Genomic DNA, 13,495 nt, shown 5'->3' with positions numbered 1-13,495 from the left:
ATCAACCCTTGGCCGCCGCCGCGACTTCCGCTGCGAAGTCGCTCTCTTCCTTCTCGACCCCCTCGCCGAGCGCGAGGCGGACGTAACCGATGATCTCGATCGGGGCGCCGACCTCCGACTCCGCCGCCTTCACCGCCTGCGCGACGGTCTTAGAGCCGTCGTGCACGAAAGGCTGCTCGAGAAGCGTGTTCTCCTTGTAGAAGGTCTTCACGCCGTTCTCGACGATCTTCTCGATGACGTTCTCAGGCTTGCCGCCCTCGCGCGCCTTCGACGCCAGAACCTCGCGCTCACGGGCGACGATCGCCGGATCGATCGATGTGGCGTTGAGGCCCTGCGGGTTGGTCGCCGCGACATGCATCGCGATCTGGCGGCCGAGCGCGAGCAGCGGCTCAGCCTTGCCCTCGGACTTGAGGCCGACGATCACCGCGATCTTGCCGAGGTTCGGGCCCACCGGGGAATGTACATAGGAGCCGATGACGCCCGCCGGAACCGAGATTTCGGCTGCGCGGCGCAGGGTCATGTTCTCGCCGATCTTGGCGATGGTCGCCTGGATCTTCTCCGCGACCGTGCCGCCGCCCGGATAGCTGGCCGCTTCGATCGCCGGCACGTCCTGGCCGACGCCAATCGCGACGGTCGCGATCGTCGCCACCATCTCCTGGAACTCGGGATTGCGCGCGACGAAGTCGGTCTCGGCGTTGACCTCGATGGCGACGCCTTTGCCGCCGGATACTGCGAGCGCGACGAGACCTTCAGCCGCGACGCGGCCGGCCTTCTTCGCGGCTTTGGCCAGACCCTTCTTGCGCAGCCAGTCGACAGCCGCTTCGATGTCGCCTTCGACCTCACCGAGCGCGTTCTTGCAATCCATCATGCCGGCGCCGGTCTTCTCGCGAAGCTCCTTCACCATGGCCGCGGTCACGTTCGCCATCGTAGTCCTCTGAAAATGCCGTGCGCCGCCCTCAGGCGGCGCAAATCTCTAAGAGGTCCCGCGCGGAACATCGCGCGGGACCGAAGCGAAAAGTTTTCAGGCCGCCAGCAGAGCGAGGTGCTCGCGCGCCTGCGCCACCCAACCGTCGCGATCGAAGCGGCCGTTCAGCTTCATGTCTGAATCCGCCTTGGCGACGTCCTCGGGCTTCATCGCCGCAAGCTGCCAGTAATGGTAGATGCCGTACTCGTTGAGCTTCTGCTCGAGCTGCGGACCGACGCCCGTCAGTTTCGAGAGGTCGTCCGGCGCGCCGCGCGGAGCGGCGAGCAGCTCGTAGACGTCCTCGGCCTGCTCGAGCGGAACCGCCGGCTCGTCGAGCGCAGGCTCGATGATCACGGGCTCTTCCTGCGCGCCGAGGTCGACGCCGACATCGCCCTGGCCGCGGCCGATGCCGTCGATCGCGGCGCGGGCGATCAGATCGCCATAGAGCGCGAGCGCGCGCCCGGCGTCGTCATTGCCCGGGATCGGATAGGTGATGCCTTCGGGATCGGAGTTCGTGTCGAGGATCGCGGCGACCGGAATGCCGAGGCGCTGGGCCTCCTTAACCGCGATCTGCTCCTTGTTGGTGTCGATCACGAAGATCAGGTTGGGCAGACCGCCCATGTCCTTGATGCCGCCGAGCGTCTTCTCGAGCTTGTCGCGCTCGCGCGACAGCGTCAGGCGCTCCTTCTTGGTGAAGCCCTGGGCCTCGCCAGAAAGCATCTCCTCGAGCTTGCGCAGGCGCTGGATCGAGCCGGAGATCGTCTTCCAGTTGGTCAGCATGCCGCCGAGCCAGCGGGAGTTCACGAAATACTGAGCCGAGCGGCGCGCGGAATCGGCGACGATGCCGGCCGCTTGGCGCTTGGTGCCGACGATCAGCACGCGGCCGCCGCCGGCGACGACATCGCTGACCGCCTGGAGCGCGCGGTGCATCATCGGCACGGTCTGCGCGAGGTCGATAATGTGGATGTTGTTGCGGGCGCCGAAGATGTACTGGCCCATCTTCGGGTTCCAGCGGTGGGCCTGGTGGCCGAAGTGAACGCCAGCTTCGAGCAGCTGACGCATGGTGAAATCAGGGATCGCCATTGGTTCGTTCGCTTTCCGGTTAGGCCTCCGCGGGCGTCCGCCGGCTCGACCTTCGAGCCTTGGCGCCGGAACGGCTTGGTTATCGCCGTCAGACCCGCGTGTGGGATGGCGCGGGTATAGGCGAAGAAAGCCGCAGAAAGCAAGCCGCGCCGCCGTCTCTCAGGCGGCCTCCACCGCGACAACTCCCGGAGCGGTCTTGAGCGCGCCCGCAACCTGCGGCGAGACCCGGTAGCGGCCGGGAAGCCTGATCTCGACCTCCGTCTCCTCTTCGTCGAGCATCAGCACTATCGAGACCTCGCCGTCTCCCGCCTCCAGCCTGCGCGAAAGGCCTTCGAACGCATCTGGGCCGCGCAGGAAGACGCGCACCGACTTCTGCATCTTCTCCGCGGCCTGATCGAGCGGCTCGACGTGCTCGAGCCGGATGCGGATCTCGTCCCCCTCGACCACCGCCTGCACCGTCACGATCACAGCGGTGTTCGGCTCCAGGAGGTCGCGATAGGTCGCGAGACCTTCCGAGAAGATCACCGCCTCATAATGGCCTGTCGGATCCGAGAGGGTGACGATGCCCATGCGATTGCCGGTCTTCGTCTTGCGCTCCTGCCGCGTCAGGACCGTCGCCGCAAGACGACCCGCGGTTGCGCCCGCCTTGGCGGCGATCGCGAAATCGGCGTAGCGGCGGATCCTCAGCTTTTCGAGCAGCGGGCCATAGTCGTCGAGCGGGTGGCCGGAGAGGAAGAAGCCGATCGCCTCATATTCGCGCTTCAACCGCTCGCCGGCGGGCCAAGGCTCGTAGGGCTTCGGCAGGATCGGCTCGTCGACCGCGCCGAAGAAGTCTGTCTGGCCGATCGCCTCGTCGCCGCGCAGCTTCGAGGCGACGCCCATGATCGCGTCGACGCTCGCCAGCGCCCGCGCCCGATCCGGCTCCAGCGCATCCAGCGCCCCGGACTGAGCGAGGCTTTCGAGCGCGCGCTTCGGGAGCGCCTTGACGTCGAGCCGCTTGGCGAGATCCTGCAGGTTGCGGTACGGCCGCTCGCGCCGACCAGCCACGACGCCTTCGACCGCCTGGCCGCCTACTCCCTTCAACGCCGCGAGCGCATAGAGGATCTCGCCATTCTCGACGTCGAAGCTGACGCTTGAGCGGTTTACGCAAGGCGGGCTCACCGAAATCTTCTGCCGAACCGCCTCCTGCCGGAATTCCGCGAGCTTGTCGGTCGACCCCATGTCGAGCGTCATAGAAGCCGCCAAGAACTCGACTGGGTAGTTCGCCTTGAGATAGGCCGTCTGGTAGGCGACAAGCGCGTAGGCCGCGGCGTGGCTCTTATTGAAGCCGTAGTCAGCGAACTTCGCGAGCAGCTCGAAGATCGTCGCCGAATCCGCCTTGCCGATCCCGCGCTCGACTGCGCCCGTGACGAAGCGCTCGCGCTGCGCGTCCATCTCGGATCGGATCTTCTTGCCCATCGCGCGCCGCAGCAAATCGGCCTCGCCCAGCGAGTAGCCGGCGAGCGTCTGGGCGACTTGCATCACCTGTTCCTGGTAGATCACCACGCCGAAGGTCTCGCCGAGGATCGGCTCCAGCTTCGGGTGCAGGTACTGCGCCTTCTCTTGACCGTGCTTTCGCGCGCAATAGGTCGGGATGTTCGCCATCGGACCCGGCCGATAGAGCGCGACCAGCGCGATGATGTCCTCGAAGCGGTCGGGCTTCATATCGGCGAGCGCGCGCCGCATCCCTGCGCTTTCCAACTGGAACACGCCGACCGTCTCGCCGCGCGCGAGCATCTCGTAGGTCGGAGCGTCGTCGATTGGGATTTTCTCCAGATCGAGCGCCACCCCGCGCTTCCTGAGCAGCGCGACGGCGGTGGTCAGCGTCGTCAGCGTCTTCAGGCCAAGGAAGTCGAACTTCACCAGACCCGCGGGCTCGACCCACTTCATGTTGAACTGCGTGACCGGCATGTCGGAACGCGGGTCGCGGTAGAGCGGCACGAGCTCCGACAACGGCCGGTCGCCGATCACGATGCCGGCGGCGTGCGTCGAGGCGTGGCGGTAGAGACCCTCGAGCTTCAGCGCGATGTCGAGCATCCGCGCGACGGAGGAATCGGCGGCCCTGGCTTCGCTGAGCTTCGGCTCGTCCTCCACCGCCTGCTTAAGCGTGACGGGGTTCGCCGGGTTCTGCGGCACCAACTTGCAGAGCTTGTCGATCTGCCCATACGGCATCTCGAGCACACGACCGACGTCGCGCATGACGCCGCGGGCCTGCAGCGTGCCGAAGGTGATGATCTGCGCCACGCGGTCGTGACCGTAGCGATTCTGGACGTAAGCGATCACCTCCTCGCGCCGGTCCTGGCAGAAGTCGATGTCGAAGTCCGGCATCGACACGCGTTCGGGATTGAGGAAGCGCTCGAACAGCAGGCCAAAGCGGAGCGGATCGAGGTCTGTGATCGTCAGCGCGTAGGCGACGAGCGAGCCCGCGCCCGAGCCGCGGCCGGGGCCGACCGGAATGCCCTGAAGCTTCGCCCACTTGATGAAGTCGGCGACGATCAGGAAGTAGCCCGGGAACTTCATGCCCACGATGACGCCGAGCTCGAATTCGAGCCGGTCCTCATAGGCCTTCACGTCAAGATCCGGCGCGGGGCCGTGCGCGGCGAGGCGGACGGCGAGGCCCGCGACCGCCTGACGCCGCAGCTCCGCCGCCTCCTCGGCGGCGTCGTCGCCCTGCCCCGCCCCAACGGTGAAGCGCGGCAGGATCGGCTTTCCGGTCTTTGGGCGATGGGCCGAGCGGCGGGCGATCTCGACCGTGTTCTCCAACGCCTCGGGCAAATCGGCGAACAGCGCCGCCATCTCGGCGCGGGACTTCAGATAATGCTCCGGCGACATCTGCCGTCGCTCGGTCTCGGCGAGAACGCGGCCTTCCGCGAGGCAGATCAGCGCGTCGTGGGCCTCGTAATCGCTCCGCTCGGCGAAGCGCGCGCCGTTCGTCGCGACGATCGGCAGGCCGCGCTCATAGGCGAGATTGACGATCGCGGCTTCGACAGCTTTCTCGCTAGCGAGGCCGTGGCGCTGGATCTCGACATAGAGCGCGTCGCCGAACAGGTCAGCAAGCTTGGCCAGCCGGACGCCTGCGACGTCGTCGGCGCCGTCGCTAAAGGCGCGGTCGATCGGCCCTTCAGGTCCCCCCGTCAGCGCGATCAGGCCCTCACAGCGGCCGTCGAGCATGTCGAGCGTCGCGTAAGGCGATCCGTCCGAATCGCCATCAAGGAAGGCGCGGCTGCTCAGCGCCATGAGATTGCGGTAGCCCGTCTCGCTGCGCGACAGCAGCACGATCCCGGGCCGCCTCGTCTCCCGCACCGGCCGGCCGGCGCCGCGCTGTTCGCGATCCTTGAAATCGAGCGCCAGCGTCAAGCCGACGATCGGCTGGATGCCGGAGGATGAGAGCTTCTCGGAGAACTCAAGCGCCCCGAACAGATTGTCGTCGGTGAGCGCCACCGCCGGGCGCTTGTCGGCCTTCGAGCCGGCAGCGATCTTCGCGATCGTCAGCGCGCCTTCGAGCAAAGAGAAGGACGACCGGACGTTGAGATGCACGAAGCCCGGATCGGCCTTCAGTCCTTCGCTCATCGTCCGCCTCCCGCTGAGCCGCGATCCTAGCGCCTGCGGCGGGTCGCGCCCGGACGGAGGGCGCCCTCCTCCACAGAAAACGATCAGACGCGGCCGAGAACATCGGCCCAGACCCATAGGGCGCCGAGGAAGGTCGCGACGGAGCTGAGCTCAAGGCAGCCGATGGCGAAGGCGCGGATGGGATGCATGTCCATGACTGAAGTCCCTGTGTTCCGTTATGTTCTTTTTTTGTTCCATTCTTGTTTCTGCATGTCAAGCGGCATCGGCGACTCTGATGGATTTGCGGGAGCGTATTCTGGCGAGAAGGCCGGCTAGGTGGCGTCAGGCGTCGACGAGGACGCCGTCCCTGAGCGTAATCCGTCGGTCCAGCGTGCCGGCAAGCTCAAGATTGTGAGTCGCGACGATGGCGGCGAGGCCCGAGGCGCGCGCGAGCGCGATGAGGGTCGAGAACACATGGGCCGACGTTGTCGGATCGAGATTGCCCGTGGGCTCGTCGGCCAGCAGCAGTTTTGGGGCGTTCGCCACGGCGCGGGCGATCGCGACGCGCTGCTGCTCGCCGCCGGAGAGCTCGGACGGTCGGTGCTGGAGCCGCGCGCCGAGACCGAGATAGGACAGGAGATCCTTCGCCCGCGACTTCGCTTCGGACGAAGTCAGGCCGCGGATCAGTTGCGGCATGACGACATTTTCGAGCGCGGAGAATTCCGGCAACAGATGGTGGAACTGGTAGACGAAGCCGACCTCATTGCGGCGCATCGCGGTACGCTCGGCGTCGGACAGTCCGACCGTGGGCCGGCCCTCGAACCAGACCTCGCCGCTATCCGGCCGCTCCAGCAGCCCTGCGACGTGAAGCAGGGTCGACTTCCCCGTGCCGGACGGCGCGATCAGCGCGACGACCTCCCCGGCCTCGATCACTCCGGAGGCGTCGACCAGCACGTCGACGGTCGCCTCGCCCTGGACGTAGCGGCGAGCAACGCGGTCGAGCATCAGCAGCGGCGTGTGGATCGGCTCGTCGGTCATTCGTTTCTGAGCGCCTCGATCGGCTCGAGGCTCGCCGCCCGCCATGCGGGATAAAGCGTCGCGAACACGGAGAGCACGAGCGCCATCAGCACGACAGTCGCGGTCTCGCGCGCGTCGGGGTCGGCCGGCAGACGGCTGAGGAAATAGACTTCGGGCGAGAACAGCTCGGTCCCGGTTAGATAAGCGAGGAAGGCGCGGATCCCTTCGACGTTCCAGCAGACCAGCATCCCCAGGGCGAAGCCCGCGAGCGTCCCGACCACGCCGATGCTGGCGCCGGTGATCAGGAATACGCGCATCACCGCGCCGCGCGTCATGCCCATGGTGCGAAGGATGGCGATGTCGCGGCCTTTGTCCTTCACCAGCATGATCAGGCCCGAGATGATGTTGAGGGCGGCCACAAGAACGATCAACGTGAGGATCAGGAACATCACGTTCCGCTCGACCTCGAGCGCCGAGAAGAACGTCTTGTTCCGGTCCCGCCAGTCGAGAAGGTAGAGCGGCCGGTCCGCCGCCTCCTGCAGCTTCGGCTTCACGGCGTCGATCGAGTCCGGGCGGTCGAGATAAATCTCGATCCCGGTGACGTCATCCTCGCGGTTGAAATAGGCCTGGGCCTCCGACAGCGGCATGAAAACGAAGGCGCCGTCATATTCCGACATGCCGATCTCGAAGATCGCGGCGACCCGATAGCCCTTTATGCGCGGCGTGACGCCCATGGGCGTCACCGCCCCGCGCGGACTGACGAGCGTGATCGTGTCGCCGGCGTGCAGGCCGAGCTGCTCGGCGAGCCGCTTGCCGATCAGCACCCCGCCGCCGTCGTCGAAATTCTCCAGCGTGCCCTCGCGGATGGTTCGGGAGACCAGCGTCAGCTTGCCGAGATCCTGGGCGCGGACGCCACGCACGAGCACGCCGTTTGCGCCAGCCTGAGAGGACGCGAGCGCCTGGCCTTCCACCAGCGGGATCACGAACTTGACGCCGGGCACGCCCTCCAGGCGTTGGGCGACGGGCGCATAATCGGTCAGCGACCCGTCGAGCGGCTGGGCGACGACGTGGCCGTTGATGCCGAGGATTTTGTTGAGGAGTTCAGTGCGAAAGCCGTTCATCACCGCCATGACGATGATCAGCGTCGCGACGCCAAGCGTGATCCCTAAAAACGAGAACCCCGCGATGACGGAGATGAAGCCTTCCTTGCGGCGCGCGCGGAGATACCGACCGGCGATCAGCCATTCGAACGCCGCGAACGGCTTCGTGGAGCCCAAGGGAGAACCGGCTTCGACGCCGCGCTCCGCCATGCGCCGGGTCAGCCGAGGATCGCGGTGAGGGCGGCTTCGGGACTCAGCGTCTCCGCGGCCCCTCCCGCCCGACGCTTGAGCTCGACCTGGCCGGCGGCAAGGCCCTTCGGCCCGACGACGAGGCGCCAAGGCAAGCCGATCAGGTCGGCGGTCGCGAATTTGGAGCCGGGCCGATCGTCCGTGTCGTCGTAGAGCACGTCCACTCCTGAAGCCGTCAGCTTGGCGTAAAGGTCTTCGCAGGCGGCGTCGACGCCGGCGTCGCCCGGCTTCAGGTTGATGAGCCCGACCCGGAACGGCGCAATCGCATCCGGCCAGATGATTCCGGCGTCGTCATGGCCGGCTTCGATCGCCGCTGCGGCGACGCGGCTCGGCCCGATGCCGTAGGAACCCATGTGGACGGGCGTCTCCTTGCCGTCAGGCCCGGTGACGAGCGCCTTCATCGGAACCGAATATTTCGTCCCGAAATAGAAGATGTGGCCGACCTCGATGCCGCGCGCAGTGACCTGGGCCTCGGCGGGAATCGCGCCGAAGGCGGCCTCGTCGTGCATCTCTTCGGTGGCCGCGTATGACGCCGTCCACTTGTCGACGACCGCCTGCAGACCGGCCGCATCGTCAAAGTCGACGTCAGCGTCCGGCGCTTCGAAGCCGAGAAAATCCTTGTGGCAGAACACCTGGCTCTCGCCGGTCTTCGCCAGGATGATGAACTCGTGGCTGAGGTCTCCGCCGATCGGGCCGGTATCCGCCGCCATCGGGATCGCCTTGAGGCCGAGCCGCTCGAAGGTGCGTAGATAGGCCACGAACATGCGGTTGTAGGCGGTCTTCGCCCCCTCCGCGTCGAGGTCGAAGGAATAGGCGTCCTTCATCAGGAACTCGCGCGAGCGCATCACGCCGAAGCGCGGGCGGCGCTCGTCCCGGAACTTCCACTGAATGTGGTAGAGGTTCTTCGGCAGGTCCTTGTAGGACCGCACGCCGGCCCGGAAGATTTCGGTGATCATCTCCTCGTTGGTCGGGCCGTAGAGCAGATCGCGCTCGTTGCGGTCCTTGATGCGCAGCATCTCCTCGCCATAGGCGTCGTAGCGGCCGCTCTCGCGCCAGAGATCGGCGAGCTGGAGCGTCGGCATCAGCAGCTCGATCGCGCCTGCCCGGTTCTGCTCCTCGCGGATGATGTCGGAGATCTTATTCAGCACTCTCAGGCCGAGCGGCAGCCAGGCATAGATGCCGGCGGCCTCCTGCCGGATCATGCCGGCGCGCAGCATCAGCCGGTGCGAGACGATTTCCGCCTCTTTCGGCGCGTCGCGCAGGATGGGCAGGAAGTAACGGCTGAGGCGCATCGAGTGACCCAAGGACCTACGAACGAATCTTCGCCCGGCGCAGGCAGCATATCCCGGACGGCCGGCACGAAAGCCGAAGGGCCTGTGAAACACAAGTAAATGACGCTGAGGGGCGTTCGCTTCTTTTTTCGGCGCCACGTGCCTAGGGAGATGACAAGTCCCTGCGGGGCCGCTAGTCTCTCCGCATAACAAAGGAGCCAGCCGGCGGCTTTCGCCTCACCGGTCAACCCCGGCTCCGCACTTGGGAGGACGCCCGTCCCCGGAGCGCTTCACGGCGTTCCAGCCTGACGCCGAAAGTCCCGCACCACTCGCGGCGTCGGTCTTCGGACGGAATGCGCACTGAAAAGCAGCAAGGCTTCGGCCTTGCTTTTTTTTGCCTTCCATCGGCCCGTCCTCGCTTTTCAGGAGGTCGGTTGAGCGGATTCGACGGACGGCGGCGCTTATCCACGAAGAAGAGAGCGCCGCCCCCGCCTTGACCGAAAGCCGCCTCTTGGCCCGAGAAGCGACCTCAGCGGGCGAGCACGCGAGCTGCGTCCCGCGTAACGCCGACCGCCGCGGTCACCTGAGCCACGGCGGCGGAGATCGCGGCGACGTTGTCGAAGATGCCGTTTACCGCTCCTGAGGCGCTATGCATGTTCGACGACATGTCCCGGGTCACGCCGCGCTGCTGCTCCATTGCCGCGGCGGTTGCCGCCACATGCTCGCGCATCACTTCGAACGAACTTCCGATCGAGGCGAGAGATGAGACCACCTCTCCCGAGATCATCTGAACCTGATCAATTTCGGAGCTGATCTGCTCAGTCGCCTTCGCCGCATCGTTAGCCAGCTTCTTCACCTCTTGGGCGACCACCGCGAAGCCGCGGCCAGCATCGCCGGCGCGCGCCGACTCAATCGTCGCATTCAAGGCGAGCAAATTGATCTGCGCCGCGATGTTCTGGATCAGGTTGACGACTCCGCTCATGGAATCCGCGGCCTTACTTAGACGCTGCGCGGACTCGCCAGCCGCCATCGTGGTGGCGCTGGCGCTCGTTGTCGCCGCATGAGACTTGACCATCCCTTCCGCGATCTGCTCCACCGACGCCGCCAATTCCTCGGCCGCCGCCGCCATCATGCTGACGTTGCTCGCCGCCGCCTGGGTAGCGCCGGACGCAGCCGTCGACTGGCTTGAAGACTGGCCGAGCGTTTGATCAATCTCGGTGAAGTTATGGTCGATGATCCGCCGGAGATCGGTCAGCAGCTTGACCTGCGACGTCACGTCGGTTGCGAACTTCACAATCTTGTACGGTTTGCCGGACCGGTCCTTAAGCGGGTTGTACGAAGCCTCGATCCAGACTTCTCGTCCTCCCTTGGCAATGCGCTTGAACTGCGTCGCCTGGATTTCTCCGGATCGCAGACGCTGCCAAAAGGCGCGGTATTCCGGCCCCTGAGCCTCTATAGGATCGACGAACATGCTGTGATGTCGGCCGGTGATCTCCTCAAGCGAGTAGCTCACGACGCTCAGAAAGTTGTGGTTCGCGGTAATTACGTTGCCATCGAGATCGAACTCAATGATCGCCTGAACCTTGTTGAGGGCGTCGAGCTTGGCCTCCTGCTCCGCACCCGTCTTTGTCTTACGCCAAAACATCGCCTCTTCCCCCAGACCGCCTTTGTGGGCACACGAAAAGCTAGCCGGCGAAAGGTTAATAAGGTTGCAATTGGCTAGACCGGCAACCTAGCTGACCCGGTCGAAGCGAGGAAAAAGAGGGATGTCGTCGAGGGTAAACATTGTTTGGGTAAGCGAGACATAGACGACGCCGAAGACGATCGTCGCCACGATCGTGGTGATAATCGCGATGCGCGCGACCCGCGTGACCGTTGGTGCCCCGGGTTCCGTGCCGGGCGTGATCTCGCCAGCCTCGGACTGGCTGCGCACCCCGAAGGGCAACACCACGAACAGCGTTGTCCACCAGACGACGAAGTAGACCGCAAGCCAGCTGACGAAGGAGAAGATCAAGCCTGCTCGAGCTCCACCAGCGTCCCCAGCATGTCCTTGGGGTGAAGGAACAGGACGGGCTTGCCGTGCGCGCCGGTCTTGGGCTCGCCGGAGCCGAGCACGCGCGCGCCCTGAGCCTTCAGCTGATCGCGCGCCGCAATGATGTCGTCGACCTCGTAGCAAACATGGTGGATGCCGCCGGCCGGCGAGCGATCGAGGAACGCCTGGATCGGCGAGTTCTCGCCGAGCGGCTCAAGCAGCTCGATCTTGGTGTTCGGCAGTTCGATGAAGACCACGGAGACGCCGTGATCAGGCTCCTGGGCGACCGGCGTGACCTTGGCGCCGAGCGTATCGCGATAGACCGCGGTCGCGGCCTCGATGTCCGGCACGGCGATGGCGACGTGGTTCAGGCGGCCGATCATCGCAAAGTCCCTCCACAGAGCGACCGGGCGTCATCCCGGCTGGAGCGAAGCGTAGAGCCGGGATCGTACGCCGAGACAAGCGCTCCATTTTGATGACGATCCCGGATCGGCGTTCTGCGTCGTCCGGGAGGACGCTTTGGTTCTCAGACCTTCAGCACCGCCACGTGGCAAACCGGCTTCTTGCCCCAGACCAGGTTGAGTTCGGAGCGTAGCGCACGCTCGATCGCGGTCACGACCAAGCCGCGGTCCCGGCGCTTTTGCCGCGGCAAGCCATCGAGACAGTCGAGCACGGTGTCGCGAATGACCTCCAGCATCGGCGTGCCTTCGTCATCCCGCGGCGGCAGGCCGGTGAAGCGCACCTCAGGATCGCCGGCGACGCCGCCCTGCCCGTCAAGCGCCACCGCGACCGACACGACGCCGGCGAAGGACAGCTTGCGACGTTCGCCGACCGCCGGCTCAGTCGCGTGGATCATGACCTTGCCGTCCTTGAACATGCGGCCGGTGACGATCTGGTCGACCACCTCAGGGGCGCCGCCCGCGACGCGGATGACCTCGCCGTCATGCACCCGCAGGACCTTCGGCACGCCCGCCTTCTTCGCGACGATCGCGTGCTCGGCCATGTGCACCTCTTCGCCATGCACCGGGACCAGCAACTTGGGCTTCAGCCAGCCGTAGAGCAGCGTGAGCTCCTCCTGCTGGGGATGCCCGGAGACGTGGGTGAAGTGGGTGCGGTCAGTGATGACCTCGGCGCCGCCGGCGATCAGGCCGTTGATGATGGAGCCGACCGCCTTCTCGTTGCCGGGAATGGCGCGCGAGGAGAAGATCACGCGGTCGCCCTTGGCGAGCGTCACCAGCGGGTGGTCGCCCTGCGCGACGCGGGCAAGCGCTGCGCGTGGCTCGCCCTGACTGCCGGTCATCATCGCGACGACCTTGTCGCGCGGCAGGTAGCCGTAGGCGTCGGGCTCGAGGAAGTCCGGGATGCCGTCGAACATGCCAAGCGCACGGCCGACCTCGGCCGCCCGCCACATGGCGCGGCCGATCAGCACGACCTGGCGGTCGGCAGCCAAGGCGGCGTCCGCGACCGCGCGCAGGCGCCCCACATTCGAGGCGAAGGTCGTCACCGCGACGCGGCCCTTGGCAGCCTTGATCAGCCCCGCAAGGCTCGTCGCGACTTCCGTCTCGGACGGCGACAGGCCGGGCCTCGTCGCGTTGGTGGAATCGCCGATGACCGCGGCGACGCCCTCTTCACCGAGTTCGCGCAGGCGCTTCTCGTCCGTCGGCAGGCCGAGCACGGGCGTCTTGTCGATCTTCCAGTCACCGGTGTGGACCACGAGGCCCGCCGGCGTGCGGATCGCGAGCGCGCAGGATTCCGGGATCGAATGTGCGACCGTGACCATCTCGATATCGAACGGCCCGACGGTGAAGCGCTGGCCCTGATTGACGACGCGCACGTCGATCTTGGGCGCGCCGCGCTCGGCCGCCCGCTTCGACTCGAGCATCGCGGCGGCGAACGGCGTCGCGTAGACCGGGCAGCGAAGCTCGGGCCACAGGTCAAGAAGCGCGCCGTAATGGTCTTCATGCGCGTGCGTCAGCACCAGCGCGTCGATCTCGCCGCGCCTCGCTTTCGCAAAGCGGATGTCAGGCAGGATGAGGTCGATGCCGGGCGTCGCGGCGGCGTCGCCGAACATTACGCCGCAGTCGACCATCAGCCAGCGTCGTTTGTTACCTTCGCCATAGCCGTAAAGGCCGGCGTTCATGCCGATTTCGCCCACTCCGCCGAGCGGCGCGAAGACGAGGTCCGAAGCCAT

At 66.1% G+C, this 13,495-nt stretch carries 10 protein-coding genes; all 10 read right to left on the bottom strand.

Annotated features, from left to right (window positions below):
• Nucleotide 1: 1 nt before the first annotated feature.
• Nucleotides 2-925: a translation elongation factor Ts gene (gene tsf / locus EYR15_RS16715; protein ID WP_131004718.1), complete on the bottom strand. Its 924-nt coding sequence runs from the start codon at nt 923-925 to the stop codon at nt 2-4.
• 96 nt (nt 926-1,021) lie between these two features.
• Nucleotides 1,022-2,047, bottom strand: coding sequence for a 30S ribosomal protein S2 (locus EYR15_RS16710; protein ID WP_131004717.1), 1,026 nt, complete (start codon nt 2,045-2,047; stop codon nt 1,022-1,024).
• A gap of 159 nt (nt 2,048-2,206) precedes the next feature.
• Nucleotides 2,207-5,656, bottom strand: coding sequence for a DNA polymerase III subunit alpha (dnaE, locus tag EYR15_RS16705; protein WP_131004716.1), 3,450 nt, complete (start codon nt 5,654-5,656; stop codon nt 2,207-2,209).
• A 321-nt stretch (nt 5,657-5,977) separates the two neighbouring features.
• Nucleotides 5,978-6,673 carry an ABC transporter ATP-binding protein gene (locus EYR15_RS16700; protein WP_131004715.1) on the bottom strand — a complete coding sequence of 232 codons (696 nt, stop codon included), beginning with the start codon at nt 6,671-6,673 and terminating at the stop codon, nt 5,978-5,980.
• On the bottom strand, nt 6,670-7,962 hold the full coding sequence (locus EYR15_RS16695) for a lipoprotein-releasing ABC transporter permease subunit (protein WP_131004714.1): 1,293 nt from the start codon (nt 7,960-7,962) through the stop codon (nt 6,670-6,672). Before EYR15_RS16695 ends, EYR15_RS16700 begins: the two co-directional genes overlap by 4 nt.
• Nucleotides 7,963-7,970: 8 nt before the next feature.
• Nucleotides 7,971-9,293, bottom strand: coding sequence for a proline--tRNA ligase (proS, locus tag EYR15_RS16690; protein WP_131004713.1), 1,323 nt, complete (start codon nt 9,291-9,293; stop codon nt 7,971-7,973).
• 508 nt (nt 9,294-9,801) lie between these two features.
• On the bottom strand, nt 9,802-10,917 hold the full coding sequence (locus EYR15_RS16685; RefSeq protein WP_131004712.1) for a methyl-accepting chemotaxis protein: 1,116 nt from the start codon (nt 10,915-10,917) through the stop codon (nt 9,802-9,804).
• Nucleotides 10,918-11,004: 87 nt separating this feature from the next.
• A complete protein-coding gene (locus tag EYR15_RS16680; RefSeq protein WP_131004711.1) occupies nt 11,005-11,286 on the bottom strand; it encodes a DUF1467 family protein in 282 nt (93 codons plus the stop codon).
• Nucleotides 11,283-11,687, bottom strand: a complete 405-nt coding sequence (mce, locus tag EYR15_RS16675; protein WP_131004710.1) for a methylmalonyl-CoA epimerase — start codon at nt 11,685-11,687, stop codon at nt 11,283-11,285. The genes EYR15_RS16680 and mce overlap by 4 nt, the downstream gene beginning before the upstream one ends.
• 143 nt (nt 11,688-11,830) lie before the next feature.
• Nucleotides 11,831-13,495, bottom strand: a complete 1,665-nt coding sequence (locus EYR15_RS16670) for a ribonuclease J (protein WP_131004709.1) — start codon at nt 13,493-13,495, stop codon at nt 11,831-11,833.

Source organism: Hansschlegelia quercus (genome assembly GCF_004310425.1).
GTDB lineage: Bacteria > Pseudomonadota > Alphaproteobacteria > Rhizobiales > Methylopilaceae > Methylopila > Methylopila quercus.
Note: the sequence above shows the minus strand (reverse complement) of the source record. Positions and strands in the feature narration are given on the sequence as shown.